We start from the raw sequence: 17,989 nt of genomic DNA, 5'->3' as shown, positions 1-17,989 counted from the left end.
TACGACCATGGCACTAAATTTCAACCAGTACGCCAATGAAGGCCATACCTTCATCAAGGAGTACACAGCACATATGGGGTTTGGAGAAGACCTCGACAAAGGGGGCCGGGTACTAACCTCAACCCTTTACGCGCTGAGGGACATTATCCCTTTTGAAGAGTCCCTGCAGATGGTGGCCCAGTTTCCCATGTTCCTCAAAGCCATTTATGTAAACGGCTGGACCACCCGCCGCAGGCCCCCGCGAATCAAACACATGGAGGAATTCATAGAACTGGTCCGGGAAAAAGACGGGGCAGCCGCGGTGAATGATTTCGGGTACGACGACGATCTGGCGGAAAAATATATCCAGCTCACGTTTACCTTCCTCAGAAACACGGTTTCCCTCGGCGAACTCGAGGACATACGGGATTCCCTTCCCAAGGACCTGAAGCATATGATCTACTCCAATTTGATGTTCTGAACGGGAACCAAAAAAATGAGAACACTACGGGTATCCTGTCCTGAAACGGGGCAGGATGCCCGTATACCGTATTTGTCGAATCTAAATTGAAGACCCATGAAAAGACTCGTCCTATTCCTGGTAATACTACTCCCCGGCCTGCTGTGGAACGCACAGGCACAATCCCTGAAAACCCTGAACAAACCCCTCCTCGAAGGCCTCGACCAGGTGGCCCCCTTCCATGAAGGCCTGGCCGCCGTCCGCAAAGCAGACCAGTGGGGGTTCATCAATACCGACGGGGAATTGGTGATCGATTTCAGGGATGACCTGGTGTGGAATGCCTCCCCGGACCCGGAGGCCCTCGGGGTCAGGGCTGTAGCCTACCCGCACTTTCAGGACGGGCGGTGCATGATCCGGGCCCTTGGGGAAGAAGAGATCCCCGTGTACGGGTTCATCGACACGGAAGGCCGCACCGCCATTGAGCCGGAATACCTGAACCTGACGGAATTCCAAAACGGAAATGCCATTGGGGTCCATGTGAAAAAGACCTTCCGGGGCACCAATAATTTCCAGTTGAATATCTATGACTACTCCTTTACGGAAGTGGTCCTGAACCCGCAGGGAGAAGCCGTATGGCCCCTTGGCGAGGTACAGGACATCCTGATGAAAAAAAGGCGGTATTCCCTCCCGCCTGTCCGGGCGAAACTGCTTGGCAACCAGTTGGTCGCCGTGGAAACCACCCCGGGCAAATGGGAAGTCCGTAAAATACAGTATTGACCCTGGAAACCGTCCGGGGGTACCTATCCCCGGCTCAGCCCTCGCATGGGCCGCTGCGGCTGCAATGCTGCAACACCTGTCCTTCCCGGGAACCATCCCGGTATACCGTAATCCCCTTGAGGCCGAGTTCCCAGGCCCTCCAATACACCTCAGAAACCATGGATTCCGGCGTCTCCCGGGGGAGGTTTACCGTCTTTGAGACCGCATTGTCGGTGTGTTCCTGGAAGGCCTGTTGGTGGGCCAGGTGGTATTCCCAGGGGATTTCATGGGCGGTTGCCAGGAGCTCCCGTACCCCGGTGGCCATCCCCTGGTATCCGGACACTCCACCGTTGTCGCGCAGGTGTTGCTCCAGGTCAGGGGTCCAAAGCCCCCGTTCCAGGAGCCACCGGTACGCTACCTGGTTTGTTTCCCATTGTGTTTCACCCTCCAGGATTCCCACCCGCTTAAAAGCGAGGGCATAAAGGGGTTCTATGGAATAGGACGTGCCGGCAATAACGGAAATGCTCCCGGTAGGGGCCACGCTGTTGCAAGTGGCATTCCTTAGGGGGCGCTTCGGGTAAAATACACTCCCGGGCCAGTTAGGGAAGGGACCCCGCTCGCGGGCGAGTTCCTCCGAGGCCTCATAACTGCATTCCCTGATAAAGCCCATTACGTTGCGCGCCAGGTCCACGGCCTGCTCCGACGCATAGGGGATCCCCAGTTCGATCAGGAGTTCGGCCCACCCCATAACCCCAAGGCCCACTTTCCGGTTGGCCAGGGTCACCTCCCGCACCTGAGGCAGGAGGAACCGGTTCACACTGATCACGTTATCCAGGAAGCGAAGGCCCGTACGCACGGTGGCCCCCAGCCTTTCCCAGTCGACCCCGGGGTGTCCTTGCAGGTCCTTCCGCACCATGCCCCTGAGGTTCACCGAACCCAGGTTACAGCTTTCATAGGGGTAAAGGGGCAACTCCCCGCAGGGGTTGGTGGCCTGTAACCGACCCAGGGAGGGAACGGTGTTCCCGGCATTGATCGTATCAAGGAAAAGCAGGCCGGGATCGCCTCGCTTCCAGGCCTGCTGGCCGATAGCCCCCCAGAGTTCCCGGGCGGGCAGCTCCCCCCATTGCTTTCCATCCCTTGGGTTATACAGGGCCCAGGGATTCCCCCGTTCCACCGCTTTCATAAACTGGTCCGAAACTCCTACGGAAAGGTTGAAATTCTGCAACTGGGAGGGGTCTTCCTTGCTGCGGACAAAGGCCAAAACATCGGGATGGGTGCACTCCAGGATGCCCATATTGGCCCCCCGCCTCCTGCCCCCCTGCCGTACCTGTCGGGTGGCCTCGTCGAAAACCTGCATAAACGCCAGGGGACCCGAGGCCGTTCCCGGACCGCTGCCCGTGCGGTCCCCCCGGGGTCGGACGGATGAGAAATTGAAGCCGGTACCCCCTCCGCTCTGGTGGATCAGGGCCGTGTGGCGGAGGCACTCAAAAATGGCATCCATAGTATCCCCCACGGGGAGGACAAAACAGGCGCTGAGCTGCCCTTCCGGCAGGCCCGCATTCATCAGGGTCGGGGAATTGGGCAGGAATTCCCCCTGTTCCATAAGCCGGAAAAAACGCTCCTCCCAAAGGGGGCGGTCACACGCTTCCGCCATAGAAACCGCCCTGGCCACCCTCCTGAACAATTGGGCAGGGGTTTCCACCACCTTCCCGGCTTCATCCCTGGCCAGGTAGCGGGCCCTGAGGATTTCTATGGCATTGTCGGTGAGCATAACCTCCATTTAACACGGTAGCGGAAAATCATTACCATAGGTGGCCTTCGCTACCCCTATAAAAACCCTTAGGGTAATCTGGCTTTGGCCATAATGCGATCCCATGCCGTACGGGGCTCAAGCTACCTAAATGGCTGCACCCCCCAAATGACGTTGGTCATTAAACCACAAGGGGGAACACTTGAAGGGGAAACACTTGCCGCTCCACTGATACAGGTCATTGTCAGGGGAACAGGCGGTATTTACTTTTACGCTAAGGCCTGGAGAAGGGGCCTGCAACCTATTAACCCAAAATCAGAAGGTATGAAAAATTTCATTTTAGGTCTGTTGATTCTCGGGTTGACCAGCCCGATCATGGCGCAAGTCATAAAAACTGAAGAGTTATCCGAAGTTGTTTTGTATGCCACCAATTACAAATACCTGAATAGTGTGGCCTCTGAAGAACCCGCTGCCATCCCGGTAGAAATGCTCGAAAGGAAAGTGGCCGCGTTTAACCTGGAAGATTCCGATTACTACCAGGACGATTATGATTTCTATCAAATCCGCTTTTTCATCCCCGATGGGAAAATCCTCGCCGCTTATGACAAGGATGGAAAAATCCTCCGGACGATTGAGAAGTTCAAAAACGTCAAACTCCCTGAAAGCGTGAGCAATGCCGTTTTGGATCGATTCCCCGGATGGACCGTGAGTGAGGACACCTATTTGGTGAAGTATCACCAAACCAAAGGCGTAGAAAAGTCCTACAAACTCACGCTGGAGAATGGGGATAAAAAAATACGGATAAAACTGGATGACAAGGGCAACTTCCTTTAATGGTCGGATGCTACAAGGGGTATTTGCATGTCAGTGTTTTGCATCCGATTGTCCCTTTTTTATCCGGAGTACAGCCCTAAGGTAACCCCACAGGGCTGGCGGGCCGCCCCGAAGTTTTCGGGGCGGTTTTCTGTTTCGCCGCGACCCTGGGATGCTAGCGGTTCTTTTCTTCTGCCCTGCGCTCCCTTTCCCGTTCCCTTTCGAGCTTTCGGAAATACCCGCGGGTCAGGAAGTTATGCTGGAGGGCCTCCATATTCTGGTCGAATTTAACCAGCCCGGAATCGAGGTGTTTGAGCCCATGGCGTATTTCTGCGGCCATTGCTGTATCGCGCAGTAGGAGCCCCAGGGTACCTTCACCGTCCTGCAACCCTCCCACCAGGCCATTAAGCCGTTGGGTAAGGTCGTTGATTTCCCGGCCCGAGCTGTCGAGTCGGGCCGCTACCCCCCGGAGTTGGTCCGCAAACGCGGGATCATCCATCAACAGGGTCAGGGCGCTCTCCTCCAGCCGCCATTGCCCGATCATGTGGTTGAGGCGGGTCACGGCCTGCCTCGACTGGTCCGTGCTGATTTTAAGGTTGTGGAAACTCTCCTTCAGGTCCCCCGCAAGCAGGCTGTCGTTCAGCAGCTTGCCCAGTACCCCGGAACCCTTGCGCAGGGCGCGGGTGACCTCCAGGAGGTCTTCTGTAAGCAGGGCGGCGTTCTCATTGGTAACATTCAGGGTGGTGAGCATGTCCTGGGTGGTGATGCGGCTGAACGAGGATATTTCATCCCCATCCCTGATGGGTTGCCCGGGCCCTTCCCCAGGCAAAATATTGATCAGCATGCTGCCCACCAGCCCGTCGGACCCTACCATGGCAATGGCATTGCCCTTGATGTGCCTAAGCATGTCTTCCCCGATAGCCATCGTTACGCGGATGCTGGTATCGTTCTCCATGACGATGGCTTCCACCGTGCCCACATTGATCCCCGAATAGCGGACGTTGTTGCCCTCCTGCAGCCCGTTGACGTTTTTGAAAACCGAGGTGATCCGGAAGGTAGGCCTGAAAATGTTCTGGTCATTCCCAATCAGGTAGGCCATTGCCAAAAGGAGCAGGCTTCCCGCGATCACGAAAAAACCAAGTCGGACATATTGTGAAGTTGTTGTTGCCATGTCTTATTTTTTAAAAAATGCTTCCACCTTGGGGTCGGTGCTCTGAGAGAGTTCCCCATAGCTCCCCTCGGCATAGTTTATCCCGTCTACCAGCAACAGGATGCGTTCCGCAATGACCCGGGCACAATCCACATCGTGGGTAATGATCAGGGAAGCCGTGCCGTATTTGCCCTGGATGCTGCGCATCAGGCCGATGATTTCCTTGGAAGTGATCGGGTCAAGGCCGCTGGTCGGTTCGTCGTACAGGATGAGTTTGGGCTTGAGGATCAGGGCCCGGGCCAGGGCTACCCGCCGTTTCATCCCCCCGGAGAGCTCTTCCGGCATAAGGTCGATGGCATGGGCCAGGCCCACGCTTTCCAGGGCTTCGGTAACCAGGGGAAGCGTATCGGTAAAGTGACCGAGTTTTTCGCGGTGGCGACGCAGGGGGAACTCGAGGTTTTCCCGCACGGTCATCGAATCGTAAAGGGCACTCCCCTGGAAGAGGAATCCAATGTCGGACCGAAGGCGGTCGAGCTCCTGGCGGTCGAGGGTCGCGAGGTCCTGCCCGAGGACCTCCACCATCCCTTCATCAGGTTCCATAAGCCCTACCAGGCATTTGATCATGACCGATTTGCCCGACCCGGATTTCCCCATCACTACCAGGTTTTCCTTTTCGTATAGGGTGAGGTCAAAGCCGCGCAAAACGTGGTTCTCCCCGAAACGCTTGTGGAGGTCCCGGATCCGGATCACTGCTTTGGGGGGCGTTTCCCTCTGTGGTGCCTGGCTATGTGGCCTTCCTGTTTCCATGCCTTAGAGTTCGTAAAAGATGTCGGAGATGAAGACGGCCATAAAATCCACAAAAAAGACCAGCAGGGAAGCCATCACCACCGCCGAGTTTGCTGCTTTACCGACCCCCGCCGTCCCTTTTTTACAGTAGTACCCCTTATAACAGCCAACCAGGCCGATTACAAAACCAAAAAAGAACGACTTAACCGTGGCCGGGATAAAATCCCCGAAGGAAAGGGCGTCGAATACCGAATTAAAATACAGGCGAAAACTCATGGCCCCTTTGAAATATTCAACCAGGGCAGACCCGTACAGGGCAATGAGGTCACCGAAAATGACCAGCAGGGGCAGCATCAAGGTAGTGGCCATTACCCGGGTCACCACCAGGTAATTGAACGGATTGGTGCCCGACACCTCCATGGCATCGATCTGTTCGGTCACCCGCATGGAACCCAGTTCGGCCCCAATGCCCGACGCGATCCTGCCCGCGCAGATCAGGGCCGTAATCACCGGCCCGATCTCCCTGACGATGGAAATTCCCACCATATTGGGCATCCACGATTCCGCCCCGAATTCGATGAGGGTGGGCCGCGATTGCAGGGTCAGTACCAGGCCAATGATAAACCCGGTGATGAGCACGAGCATCAGGGAACGGTTGCCCATTTGGTAACACTGGCGCAGGAACTCCCGGAATTCAAAGGGGGGGCGGAAGGCTTCCCTGAAGAACCTTCCCGAGAATTCAGCAAGTTCCCCGGTTTCCCGGAGGAAAGTGATAATCCTGACCCAAATGTTTTCCAAATAGTCCATGCCAATGATAAAGGTACCCCAAACCCGCCGGGGCGGGAATGACGAATGTCAGGGGAAGCCGGGCCCTTATTGGGCCTCTTCCCAAATCCCCCCAAGGGAATACACGCGGCCGTCCGAGAGGACCCACTCCCCGTCCTGGGCCCAAACCGTAAGGGTCTGAAAGGGGCTGGAGGGAAAAAACACCTCCGTGAAATTCAGCTTCCCCTCCCCGGCAAACAGTTCCAGGGAAGCCACATCGAGCAGCAACCTGAGGTCCATCGTGGCTTCCCCGAAATCCAGGGGGGCAGAATGGGGCCCCACGAAGAACGCATCCGAAAAGCCCTTTGGCCCGGAATTGCGCCGGTCGACCCACACCTGCCCGTTCTCCCGGTCCAGGCCGATGATCAACCGGTCGCCCCCGGGGTTAGTCAGGGTGATCCCAAATAAACTGGCCGTGGTCCGTTCCAGGTCGGTCTGAAGGAGCAGTTCGCACCGGTCGGGCGAGAAACTGCCCTGTATTTCCTGTTCCCCAATGATAACCCTCCTGCCCAGGCGGGTTTCTTCCGCCCTGAGGGACTCCAGGGCCCCAATCGGCGCGGAGGCCAGGAAATACCCCTCCCCTTCCCGCCTCAGGCTTAGGACACGGGGCACGGTCATTGCCGAGCGCCAGGCTTCGGTGGGCACCTGCTGGGCATATTGCCAGTTAGACATCCACCCGATGCCGATCCGACGATCCGGGGAAACCGGGGCGTTATCCCAGGTCACGAAGGCGTAGTTGTCGGTCCCCCAGTCGAGCCATTGCTGGCGGTCGGGGTCAGCGAGAAAGCGGGTACCGTCAAAATCGCCAATGAAATAAGAAGTGGCCGTACCCCCGTTTGGGGCGTCCTGCTGTATACTTACCAGCAAAACCCAGCGGGTCTCGCCCGTTTCGGGGTCCAGCAGGGGAAAGAGGTCGGGGCATTCCCAAAGGCGGGTATCGCCCGGGATCCCGAACTCCGACAAATAGGTCCACTGCTTGAGGTCGGGGGAGGCATAGAACTGTACCCGGTCGTACACAGCCAGGGCCATGATCCACTTCCCGGTGGGTTCATGCCAGATGAGTTTGGGGTCCCGGAAGTCCCGAATGCCCGTTTCATTGGCAAGCACGGGGTTTCCGGCGTATTTGGTCCAGGTGCGTCCCCCGTCGGGGCTAAAGGCCAGGCTCTGCTTCTGGAAATCGTTCGCCCCGGCCTGCTCCCCCACGGGGTCGTGGTGGGTAAAGGCCGCCACTACCACCGGGGTATCCCCGGCAGCCAGGCCGGAAGTGTTGTCATGATCCACCACGGCACTTCCGGAAAAGATATATCCCAGGGAATCGGGGTACAGGGCGATGGGCAGGTGTTCCCAGCGCACCAGGTCTTTGGAAACCGCATGGCCCCAGTGCATGGGGCCCCAGACCGTACTGTCGGGGTAGTACTGGTAGCTCAGGTGGTATTCCCCATTGAGGTAAAACATGCCGTTGGGGTCGTTCATCCATTGGGCCGGGGGGGTAAAATGGAACCGGGGGCGATGGGGCTCCCCATATGCCCGGGGCTTCCCGGTTTCGATAAGGGAGGGTTCCGGTTTTTCCCCTTTACAGGCCAACAGGGAGGCGAAACATATTACAAGGAGCAGTATTCGGTTGAAGTGCATGGATGGTAAGGCTTAGTTTTCCCAAGATACTAAAAACCCGTCCTGCCTTCTACTATTCCTGCGAACGGCTCATAAAAAAAGGGGGCCGGACGATGTCCAGCCCCCCGGCATGTAAGAAATGGTTGGTTATTTTTCTTATTGCCTGATAATCCGGAACACCTCGGTGTTCCCCTGGTTTTCGGTCCGTATGAACAGGATACCCGGTTTCAGGGCACTGAGGTCGAGGTAGACTTCCGCCTGCCCGGCCGCCGAGTACTCGCGGGTCATCAGTTGCCGGCCCACTTCGTCGAAGACGGAAACCCGCACTGCGCCTTCCATATTGCCCACAAAAAGGGTGAGGTAGTCCGTGGCCGGGTTTGGGTAAGCCTTTGGCGCATCCTCTTCGACCTCCCGGGTAAAGGAATCCAATTCCTCCACCTTGCTGGTGAAGGCGGTCCCACAGGGGTTCGCATTGGAGCCATTGGCTGACTTGGAGGCGCTGCTGCATCCCGGGGTAATGATCTCCCACTGCAGGTTGCCCCCGTCGGTGTAGATTTCAAAGGTGTGGGTCCCGGGCAAAAACAGGGAAGGTGCCTCGCCGATAAAGACTGCATTCCCCTTTAACTTGTTTTCCCTGGTATCGTAAGGCACGTAAATCGGGACATCGAGGGAATTGATGTAAGTAAAGCGTACCAAGGTGTTGATCCGGGGATCATCCGGCAGGCTGGCCGGGCTACGGCAAATGTCTGCGGCCTTGATCCGGTCATTACAGCCCACTTCCGGGTTTACGAAAAGGGTGCCCGGTACCTGGGTGATACTATAATTTTCAAATCCCGGGATGGGAGTGTTTACCCGAACTCCATAAGGCCCCTCCGCCAGGGCACCCTGCGCCGGGTTGCCGGAGGCGTCGTAAACGGTAAAGGTCAATCCCGTTGGCGGCGTATCGAAACACACAAGTCCATTGGCGATGACCTCGAAACTGGAAGGAATCGGATCGCCCAGGGAAATGAATTCCGTCCCTACCTGCAGCTCAAGGGGGGCCGGGTTTACCGTCAGGCTTCCGGGCTGATAGGTTACCTCGTAATTCGGGGCCTGTACAGGCACTGCAGAAGCCAGAAGCGGATCCGGAAGGAGGCAACCCGTGGCCGGGTCAAAGGTCAGGGAGGCAAAAATTTCCACGCGGGTTTCCCCATAAGGCAGGTCTGCTTCCGTCCAGGCGGCATCCCCCGTGCTCAGCGTATACGGAAAATCAAACGGTCCGTCGGCCCCATAAGTGATCTCGGCCCCGTCATCGACTTTCAGCGTCAGGGCAAATGGGTCGACCCTGAACTTGCCAATCAGGTTTTGGTCCGTCGTAAACACAATAGTATAATTTCCCGCTGAAGCCGAAGTAAGGGCAGACAGGTCGGCGAGGATGTCATAGCCCACCGAATTAGCCGGATACTTGCCCTCAGGGCAAACCGTGCAGTCTGCGTAAAGCCTGATCCCGGCCAGTACCTCTTCCTTCGAATCACCGTTTTGCAGTCCGATGGCCTCGTAGCCGAAATCGGGCTGTACCTCGCCCCCGAAATCCCCGTAAACTACCGGGGTATCGCCCGGGGCTGGGAAGTCGGAAGTCGTCACCGTCAGAGCCGCAGGGGTGATCGTATAAAGCGTCGGCTTCGTGTAGACCTTATAGTTCTGCTTCTTGAACTGCCCACCGGGCTCATTGTCAAAAAGGACGGCGGGGGGCACAATGGCGTGCTGCCCGGCGTGCAACCCGGTCAGGACCGTGATCGCCTTCAATTTAATGGGCACTCCTTCCACATTGCTCAAATAACTATCCACGTCATTTAGCAGCAATAAGGGCTGGTCCACGGCTGTTCCGGGCGCACCGGTTCCGGAGGTGGGATCGCTGTTTACCAGGCTAAAGCCATTGGTGGTCCCATCGGCATTCACCAGACTGAAGCCATTGACCAGGTTAAAGCCGTTGACCAGGCTAAACCCGTTGACCAGGTTAAAGCCATTGACCAGGCTGAATCCGTTCACCAGATTAAGGCCATTGGTCGTACTAAAGAAATTGGTGGTATTTGCGGCATTCACCAGGCTGAAGCCATTCGTTGTCGGATCCCCGTTCACCAGGCTAAACCCGTTGACAAGGTTGAATCCGTTGACAAGCGAAAACCCATTGATTATTCCATCCCGATTTACAAGACTAAAGCCATTGACCAGGCTAAAGCCGTTTGCCTGCGAATCGATGGGCTCTGGCGCATAATTGTAAAAGTCACCTCCACCAATCGAGGTAATATCGCTATTCTCACTTTCTTCATCTTGTTTTACCTGCACAAACAGATTCGAAGAAATCGGGATGACCTTCACTGGGTCTGTGGAGGTCGAGGATTCGCTGTTCACCAGGCTAAAGCCATTGACCAGGCTAAAACCGTTGACCAGGCTGAAGCCGTTAACCAGGCTGAAGCCATTGGCCTGTGGCTCGGAATTTATGGCTGCACTCTCGGTCGTTTCCGACACAAAGAAGGACCGGTTTACGAGTGAAAAACCATTGATGGTTGGTTCGTCATTGACCAGGCTAAAACCATTGACCAGGTTAAAGCCGTTTACAAGACTAAAGCCGTTCACCAGGCTGAACCCATTGACCAGGTTAAAGCCACTGGTGTGCCGGGTTTCGAATTCCGCCTTTGCTGCTTCCGCAATGGGGACAGCTGTTCCATCGGGGGTAGCATAGGTATACACAAATTCAATATCCGGGATGGGAGTCCCGTATTCAAACTCAGTCACATTGCCGGCAAAAACCGCCTCTATGGTTACGGGCATCGGCTCCACGGACAATTTACCGCTGATGTAGGAAATAGTAAACAACTCCCCGAGGCCCGGATCTACAGCCAGGGAACCCTGGTCTATATCGATGTCATAGGTATCCACATCGATCAGCGGATCATCGAGCGCAACCGCGTTACCCGACCCGTCTGCCAGTGTGTAGGCAATATTGTCGATATAAACGGGGTCAGTGGTATCCGGGTCATCGAAGAACAAGTCAAGGATATCCTGGTTATTCGGGTACAGTTCGGCAACATTCTCCGGGGTAACCTCAATTAGTGATCCTCCTTCGCCCTCTTTAAATATTGAGTATGAAAAGCCCGGATTTGGCTGCCCGTAAAGGCGCGATACATTATCGGGCTTAATAACCACGTCTACCGGGGTGATTTCGCCGAATGGCGGGGTTTCCACGTCTCCTCCATCGGTCCCGTTAGTAAGGGAATCATTTGGCGGGGTCGAAATGATAATGGAAGGGTCTCCTATAAAGGCGTCCAGGTACAGGGCTATGGTGTTTTCATCGATAACCCAGTAGGTTTGCAGGTAATTTGCCAATTCCTGATCGGTCAACGTCCCGGGATCGCCATTCGCCAATAGCTGGTTTTGGGTGAGGGGAACCCCCCGGAAGAGCACTTCCGTTTCAGGGGTAAAGTCAGTCCCTTCGATGATCAGATAAAAGGGCTCACTTCCGGGCACATACTCCGGGTTTGTGGCCAGCAGGTCATCATAATTGAACCGGCCAAACCCGGGAGCCGGGTTTGCAAAGGAACCGAGGGCATCGTCCACTGAAAGGAATCCATTGCCATTGGTTTTGTCATATACCGGCTTTCCATCCACTGCGGCTTGCCCTGCCAGAGGTACGGCATAATCAAGCAGAAGTTTACGAGCCGAATAGTCTGCCGGATTGACCAAAAGCGCCCCTGTTTCATCGGTGAGGTATTTCTGCACCCCCTGTATCAATAGCGCTGCGGCCCCGGCCACGTGTGGGGCTGCGGCAGAGGTTCCAAAGAAATTGGGGTTGTTGTTGGGGTCTGGTTCCAACGTATTCCCCGATTTATCTTTCACAACAAAATCAGTCCCCCTGGGGCCGCCAAGGTCCACCGAAGTGTTCACCCCTGTAGGGCCCATCAGCACAGGTTGTTGCCTCAGGGTTGTTTCACCGCTGATCCTTGTACCCCCCCTGGAGGAAGATCCCTGAGCAGTGAATGTCCTTGGTTGCCCGCTGTTTTCATCGAATTCTGCCACGATCCCACTCCAGTTGGGCGTTACGTCCCATCGAACCGCTCCAATAGCCATATTACTGGCCGCATTGTTGTGGCCCACAATAGTGGAAGCCTCCAGGGGCGGATCGGCGACAAATTGTCCGTCATTGCCGGCCCTGAACACCACATATTTAAAGGGAACAGAAGTGTTGCCCCCTGCCTGTTCGATCATTATATAGGTAGTGGTGGGGTTGATTACCCGGAAATACATCAGTTCTATGGGGTCGGCCCCATTGTTGTTCCAGTTATAACCGAACTGTTTGTTGCCTTCGGCATCGGTCAGGTAGATGTCCAAATCTACCTCCGCACCAAAGGCGTCTCCAAGGGAATAATAATCGTCATCCCACTGAAGCCCGATCACATAAAGCCCCGGGCCCAAATTCTCCAGTTTTTGCAAACCATTGGAGGTCCCAAAATTATGTCGGTAAATAGTAGCATCCGAGGTGGGGGTGCCGCTGAAAGTCGACTCATAGGAACGGCTGCCAAAGTTTCCGGCCGCACTGATATACAGTTTTCCGGCACCTACCGCATTCTCGATGGCCTGGGCTACGATTCCATCTTTGTAATAGGGTTCTTTGAGGTAGGTCAGGTCATCGACGATGATATCCACCCCATCAATTGCCGCCAATTCATCTATTCCCTCGGCAAAATCGTATTCAGAAATAAACCCGGTCCTGAAATACAATTGGGCGCCCGGGGCTGCATCATGGACAATCTGCAACATGGCCCGCCCCTCATCGCTGCCCCCTCCCGGAAGGTCGAAAAGGACAATCTCATTGCCGGGCAATTCGCCATCCTCCACGTCATTATTGTACCCTGCTAGATCCCCCGTTCTGAAGCTGTCCGAAATCACGGCAACACCAACGCCTGACCCATCGACCAACCAGCCGCGATTTCCGGCCAGCGAACCCTGGGCCAGATGCCCCTGGCTTGTGATTTCATTGTTGGTAAGGCGTGCTGGTTCGTATACCCGGTTCAAAGAAGGTTCCTCATCCAGCAGCAGCAGATTGGAAATCTGTACATACAGTGAGATGACCAGCCTTGTCGCGGTCTGATTGTATACGGATAAGAGATCGCCCCCGTCTTCGAATGGCGTGAGGTTTTTACTGAATGGTGGCGCCTGCAATATGGCTTGCAGCGCTCCGTATTGGGTATTGGTCACCACAATTTCCACCAGGACCTCATCATCATTCAGGTCCGCAGTGCTTTTTTCGTCCAGGGTATAAATCAGAGGGTCGTAAAAATTGGCCTGATTTCCGGCCGCATCCAAATCAGAATAGGTGCGGGCAAGAGACAGCAGGGCCGGGCTGAGTTTGCCCGGGGTTTTAAAGGCAAAATCGTATGCATATTCAATATCGCAGTTTGTAATGGCACAGCGGCAAACGGCATCCACTTCCTCCTGGGTGCTGGGCGATCCCGGGAGGCCGCTTCCATTGTTGGCCAGAAAATAAAGGATGTCGGGACTCCAGGAACCACTATTGCTCGCGTTCCCCGAAAGGACCTTAACACCCCCTACCCCTAGGAGCAGGTTGTTGTTGTTAAAATTCCCGGACAACAGGCTGAAACAGGAATTGTTCAGGGTGATTTCGCCATTATTGATTACGTTACCATCCTTGGTAACCAGGGAGTTGGTGAGTTCTATAACCCCGTTATTGTTTAAAATCCCGGGGCCTATGAGCACCTCGGCCTTATCCGCAATAAAGGTCCCCCCCGAACTTACCTCCAGGTTGCTGTTATTGGTAAGGGTTGCCCCGGAAACAATGAGTACCCCCCTGTTCCGAACCGTGATATTCGAATTGGCATTATAGGTGATGTCGTGGTTAACCGTTACCGTAGACCGGATATTGTTTCCCGGGGTGGGGTTCTGGTTACAGCCACCCCCCTGACATTCCCAGGCAATTGGATCAGTCCAGTCTGAGGAATTCCCCGTGGTGGTGTATTCCTGGGCAAAAAGCGGAAAGGCCGTTAAAAAGAAAAAGACAAACAGGGAGAAAGCAGGTATTCGGCTTCCCCTGAAAAGGCCGCAGTAATGGTTTTTCATAGTTGAGTTTTTAACACAACATTAAGCGGTTCAATTCAAAGGAAAGGAGTAGGTAAGCTTTGGGGAGCTCTGGCATGCGGCCTGCCGGACACGCCGGTTTAAAAGCCGACCGAATATACAAAATTCAGGCTCTCGTTGAGTCAAAAATTATTAACTTTCAGTGATTTATGTATTAAGTGCACAAAAACCCGGTTGAATGGGCAGGGCCGGATCCCTCCCGGTTATGACCGTGTTCATTTAATTCCTTAATCCTTGGATTGGCTCCCCGAACCAAAAAACCATCTGTTAATTTAGTACCTTTAGGCTCCAACCTGAAAACCAATGGAAAAAAGAGAACCCGCACAACGCAGGGATTGGTTAAACGCCGAGGAAAAACTTATCGTTTACTGGGAGACCATAGAATACATCGTAGGGCTTAACCGGTCTTCAGAAATCAAGGCGGGCCTTATCATTTCCTTTTACGGCTTGCTTTTGGGGGTAATCCTTCAGATGATCACCACCCTGGAGACTTCCTTTCGCCTGAGCTTTTTCCTTATTGTCGTGCTCGTGGTGTTTGTGTTTTTTGTGTGCCGGTCTATCTATTTTAGCTTCAGGTGCTTTCTGCCACAGATAGAGACCAAGTTCGACAAAAACATGTTTTTCTTCCACGATGTGATCACCCATTATGGGGACATCCACTCCTTCTCAAAGAATTTTTCGAAACTCCTTGAAAATGAGGAGGAACTAAACCACCAGCTCGGGCAGCAGATTTACGTGAATTCCCTGATCGCTTCCAAAAAATTCAGCGACGTCAACAACTCGGTCAGGAACCTGGTGTACAGTTTTGTCCCCATGCTGATAGGGATCATCACCGTGGTTATTTCCCTGTTCTCTTAAGAAGCCTTTTGTGAGGATTCCGGCGCCGAGGAGGCCTGTTGCTTAAGCCTTTTCAATACCTGTTGCTTGGGGTCACTCCGGTGCCTTTTGGCCCAGTCGGTGTGGAAATGGTGGCTTTCCAGGAATTTGATCTGTACCGCAAGCCATTGGGAGTCATTGGCCACCACCCCAAAATGGAGGAATTCCTCATAGAGTCTGCCGCTCAGCTGTGGGTAGTCTTGCCGGCCCAGGTAGTCGAGGTCGGCATCCGCAAGGATTTCCTCATAGAGGTTATGCGGCTTTTGGGGAACCTTGGTGGCCCTGATCATCCCCTCAATCAGGGAAATTTCCCGTTCGCTGTAATCGGAAAGCAAGGGGCGAACCTCCGCGATACTGCGTTCTTCATGGCCCTCCGGGGAAACAATATACCCATAGTCATGGGCCACAGCAGCGATGCGGATCAGCCTGGCCACGGAATCTGCAACCATGTAGTAATCGATGTAATGGTTGCATACATTAGCCACGTCTATCGTATGCCCCAGGGTGTGATAGGTCAGGTGGGCCGGGAGCTTCCGGGACAGGTTATCCAGGATTTTGTGGCAAATTTCCGGGTATGCGCTGATATTTTCTAATTCCATATATCTCTAAACTGGATAACGGATTCCCCATAGTACCAAAACTGCAACCATGTGGTTTTATTGCATGGTTCGTTCGATCTACTCTGCCGGGAGGAGGTTTTCAATGGGGTAAACAAGGGGTTTGCGTTGGAAATATAGCATATTTTTTCATGAAACGATCTCCCGGTGCATGAAATCAGGCCGTCGATCCTTCGGGGACCTCTGCAAAATACATTTTCAGCACCTGTCCGTTTTTCACTTCCATTTCCCCTCTGTAGGTAAATTCAAATTCATCCTTCAGGAGTTCGTAGGTGTTCTCGGAAACGTTTATCCGGCCTGCGATAGAGCCCGATTCCATACGGGCGGCGATATTCACGGTGTTCCCCCAGATGTCATAGGCAAACTTCCTGGTACCCACTACCCCTGCCACCACGGGGCCTGAATTCAACCCCAGGCGGATCTTGAAAGGGTAAATTCCCGGGGGCGGGTTCAATTCCGTTTCTTTCACGAACTGCAGGATTTCCATGGCCGCTTTTATGGCATCCCGGGCGTGGGTGTTGTTGGCGCTGGGGATTCCGCCGGCACACATGTAGGCATCCCCAATGGTTTTTATTTTCTCCAGGTTATGGCGTTCCGTGATGGCATCGAAGTTCTTGAAATAATAATCCACGCTCTTCACGAGCTTCTCCGCGGAGATCCGTTCCGCAATAAGGCTGAATGCCTTGAAGTCCGTGAACAATACGGTAATCTGCTCAAATTCTTTGGCTTTGATAAATCCATGCTCTTTCAGTTCATCGGCCGTTTCCTTGGGGAGGATGTTCAGCAGGATCTGCTCGGAGCGGTTTCGCTCAAAGGCCAGGCGGCGGTTGGACCTCCGGACATAGAAAAACTGGAAAATAAAACCTGCGATGATCGCCACGAACAACCCCAGGATTACATAGAGCAATTGCTTGGCCCTGGCATCTTTTTCGATTTGGAGGGCGTTGAGGTTGTTCTGGGCTTTGAGCAGTTCATTTTCCCTTTCGGCATTTTCCAGGCCAAATTGCACCCTTAGGTTCCCCATTTGATTCTCATAGCCTTCCGAGCGTATGGAGTCCTGTACCCGGGAATAATCCCTTTGTGCAGCGAAGGCATTTTTGTAGTCATTCAGCGCAGAATATGCCACGGAGAGGCTCTCATAGATCTCCTTCAAATCGTACAGGACGCCTGTTGCCCGGGCCAGTTCAAGCCCTTTCTTCAGGTGGGTTACCCCTTCCGCGTACCTCCTGTTTTCGATTGCCGTTTTTCCCAGCCCGATCAGGGCTTTGGTTTCTTCTGAGATATTTTTTTTCTCCCTGGCCAGCAACAGGGCTTCCTCAAAATATTGCCTGGCCTGGTCGAACTGCTTATCCATCAGGTAGGCCTTTCCCATAAAATTCAAAGGGGGGGAGGGGTCCAGGCCGGTTTCCCTGAACCCATCCAGCGCCTTTCTGAGAATGGGCAGGGCCTTTTGAGGTTCTTCCTGCTTCAGGTACCATTCCCCGAAATTGATGTTGGCTACGGCAACCCCGATGTCATAACCGATTTTCTCGAACAGGTTTATCGACCGCTGGAAATTTTCCACGGCTTCCGGGTAGGTATTCCTGTCATTGGAATACACCGTGCCGATGTTCAGGTAGGCCGTGCCCATGCGAAGGGAATCTTCCACCTTTTCCCCATTCCTCAGGGAATTGATAAAATATTGCAGCGCCCTGGGGTTATCCCCTATGGTTTGATATACAGAACCGATATTGTTCTGCAGGTTGCTTATCCCTACGGTGTCGGCTTCCTTTTCATAGACTTCAAGGGATTGGTTAAAGTAGTCCAGGGCTTCCTGATACGAGCCCTTGTCGAAATTGATGATGCCGATATTCTTAAGCCCCAGGGCTTTAGCGGCTTCAAAACCACTTTCCCCCGCCAGTTCCACGGCCTTCCGGGAAACGTAAATGGCTGAATCCGGGTTGGTGCCCCTAAACTGGTTAAACTGGCCCAGCAAGGCCTGGACCTTAAGGGAATCGGTTTGCCTTTCTCCCTGTGCAGTACCGCTACCCTTTTGCGGGACCTGGTCCTGAGCCAAAACGAACAGGGGCAAAAGCAAAAAAGCCAGAACCACCGCCCGGGTGGTCCCATGGCACATTCCCGCTAAAAAGGCACTTCCCATGGTGGTAAAAATAGGACTATTTGTGAAGCAAACAATCGGAACGGGATGAAATACCGCCATCCAAAACTGAAGAATTACAATCCGAAACCAGTGG

General features: G+C 54.2%; 12 protein-coding genes. 4 read left to right on the top strand and 8 right to left on the bottom strand.

From position 1 onward, the window contains the following. The first annotated feature begins 7 nt into the window (after nt 1–7). Together NG653_RS09865 and NG653_RS09860 are read left to right on the top strand one after the other, a co-directional pair. The gene (locus NG653_RS09865) at nt 8–460 is read left to right on the top strand and encodes a DUF2267 domain-containing protein (protein ID WP_252741538.1); all 453 of its coding nucleotides are present in this window, start codon (nt 8–10) and stop codon (nt 458–460) included. A 96-nt stretch (nt 461–556) separates the two neighbouring features. Beyond that, on the top strand, nt 557–1,216 hold the full coding sequence (locus NG653_RS09860; RefSeq protein WP_252741537.1) for a WG repeat-containing protein: 660 nt from the start codon (nt 557–559) through the stop codon (nt 1,214–1,216). A gap of 34 nt (nt 1,217–1,250) precedes the next feature. Here NG653_RS09860 and NG653_RS09855 read toward each other — a convergent pair whose 3' ends face one another. Further along, nucleotides 1,251–2,975 (bottom strand): adenosylcobalamin-dependent ribonucleoside-diphosphate reductase, encoded by a 1,725-nt coding sequence (locus NG653_RS09855; RefSeq protein ID WP_252741536.1) that lies wholly within the window; start codon nt 2,973–2,975, stop codon nt 1,251–1,253. A 294-nt stretch (nt 2,976–3,269) separates the two neighbouring features. Here NG653_RS09855 and NG653_RS09850 point away from each other — a divergent pair, with 294 nt between their 5' ends. Then, on the top strand, nt 3,270–3,779 hold the full coding sequence (locus tag NG653_RS09850) for a nicotinate-nucleotide adenylyltransferase (RefSeq protein ID WP_252741535.1): 510 nt from the start codon (nt 3,270–3,272) through the stop codon (nt 3,777–3,779). Nucleotides 3,780–3,933: 154 nt separating this feature from the next. On the opposite strand, the gene NG653_RS09845 is transcribed toward NG653_RS09850, so the two are convergent. From NG653_RS09845 to NG653_RS09825, 5 genes are all read right to left on the bottom strand, one after another. Then, complete coding sequence (locus NG653_RS09845; RefSeq protein WP_252741534.1) at nt 3,934–4,929, bottom strand: MlaD family protein; 996 nt, start codon at nt 4,927–4,929, stop codon at nt 3,934–3,936. 3 nt (nt 4,930–4,932) lie between these two features. Continuing rightward, the gene (locus NG653_RS09840; RefSeq protein WP_252741533.1) at nt 4,933–5,715 is read right to left on the bottom strand and encodes an ABC transporter ATP-binding protein; all 783 of its coding nucleotides are present in this window, start codon (nt 5,713–5,715) and stop codon (nt 4,933–4,935) included. Nucleotides 5,716–5,718: 3 nt separating this feature from the next. After that, nucleotides 5,719–6,501, bottom strand: coding sequence for an MlaE family ABC transporter permease (locus tag NG653_RS09835; protein ID WP_252741532.1), 783 nt, complete (start codon nt 6,499–6,501; stop codon nt 5,719–5,721). Between the two features lie 66 nt (nt 6,502–6,567). Continuing rightward, a complete protein-coding gene (locus NG653_RS09830; protein WP_252741531.1) occupies nt 6,568–8,151 on the bottom strand; it encodes a glycoside hydrolase family 32 protein in 1,584 nt (527 codons plus the stop codon). A gap of 135 nt (nt 8,152–8,286) precedes the next feature. Continuing rightward, entirely contained in the window at nt 8,287–14,244 is a 5,958-nt protein-coding gene (locus NG653_RS09825) for a S8 family serine peptidase (protein WP_252741530.1), read from the bottom strand. Nucleotides 14,245–14,565: 321 nt separating this feature from the next. Between NG653_RS09825 and NG653_RS09820 the strand changes: the two genes are divergently transcribed. Continuing rightward, nucleotides 14,566–15,120, top strand: coding sequence for a Pycsar system effector family protein (locus tag NG653_RS09820; protein WP_252741529.1), 555 nt, complete (start codon nt 14,566–14,568; stop codon nt 15,118–15,120). Here the strand turns inward: NG653_RS09820 and NG653_RS09815 are convergent. Beyond that, entirely contained in the window at nt 15,117–15,737 is a 621-nt protein-coding gene (locus NG653_RS09815) for an HD domain-containing protein (protein ID WP_252741528.1), read from the bottom strand. The two genes, NG653_RS09820 and NG653_RS09815, sit on opposite strands and share 4 nt — an antisense overlap. Nucleotides 15,738–15,912: 175 nt before the next feature. Then, the gene (locus NG653_RS09810) at nt 15,913–17,895 is read right to left on the bottom strand and encodes an adenylate/guanylate cyclase domain-containing protein (RefSeq protein ID WP_252741527.1); all 1,983 of its coding nucleotides are present in this window, start codon (nt 17,893–17,895) and stop codon (nt 15,913–15,915) included. Nucleotides 17,896–17,989: the final 94 nt, after the last annotated feature.

This window comes from Robiginitalea marina (assembly GCF_024006985.1).
GTDB lineage: Bacteria > Bacteroidota > Bacteroidia > Flavobacteriales > Flavobacteriaceae > Robiginitalea > Robiginitalea marina.
The sequence above is the reverse complement of the archived record's forward strand: the minus strand, read 5'-3'. Positions and strand labels throughout refer to the sequence as shown.

Bases quoted from the DNA above. Each gene is read 5' to 3' on its own strand.
- NG653_RS09865 (WP_252741538.1), top strand. From the start codon at position 8: ATGGCACTAAATTTCAACCAGTACGCCAATGAAGGCCATACCTTCATC.
- NG653_RS09815 (WP_252741528.1), bottom strand. From the start codon at position 15,737: ATGGAATTAGAAAATATCAGCGCATACCCGGAAATTTGCCACAAAATC.
- NG653_RS09860 (WP_252741537.1), top strand. From the start codon at position 557: ATGAAAAGACTCGTCCTATTCCTGGTAATACTACTCCCCGGCCTGCTG.
- NG653_RS09855 (WP_252741536.1), bottom strand. From the start codon at position 2,975: ATGGAGGTTATGCTCACCGACAATGCCATAGAAATCCTCAGGGCCCGC.
- NG653_RS09810 (WP_252741527.1), bottom strand. From the start codon at position 17,895: ATGGGAAGTGCCTTTTTAGCGGGAATGTGCCATGGGACCACCCGGGCG.
- NG653_RS09850 (WP_252741535.1), top strand. From the start codon at position 3,270: ATGAAAAATTTCATTTTAGGTCTGTTGATTCTCGGGTTGACCAGCCCG.
- NG653_RS09845 (WP_252741534.1), bottom strand. From the start codon at position 4,929: ATGGCAACAACAACTTCACAATATGTCCGACTTGGTTTTTTCGTGATC.
- NG653_RS09840 (WP_252741533.1), bottom strand. From the start codon at position 5,715: ATGGAAACAGGAAGGCCACATAGCCAGGCACCACAGAGGGAAACGCCC.
- NG653_RS09820 (WP_252741529.1), top strand. From the start codon at position 14,566: ATGGAAAAAAGAGAACCCGCACAACGCAGGGATTGGTTAAACGCCGAG.
- NG653_RS09835 (WP_252741532.1), bottom strand. From the start codon at position 6,501: ATGGACTATTTGGAAAACATTTGGGTCAGGATTATCACTTTCCTCCGG.
- NG653_RS09830 (WP_252741531.1), bottom strand. From the start codon at position 8,151: ATGCACTTCAACCGAATACTGCTCCTTGTAATATGTTTCGCCTCCCTG.
- NG653_RS09825 (WP_252741530.1), bottom strand. From the start codon at position 14,244: ATGAAAAACCATTACTGCGGCCTTTTCAGGGGAAGCCGAATACCTGCT.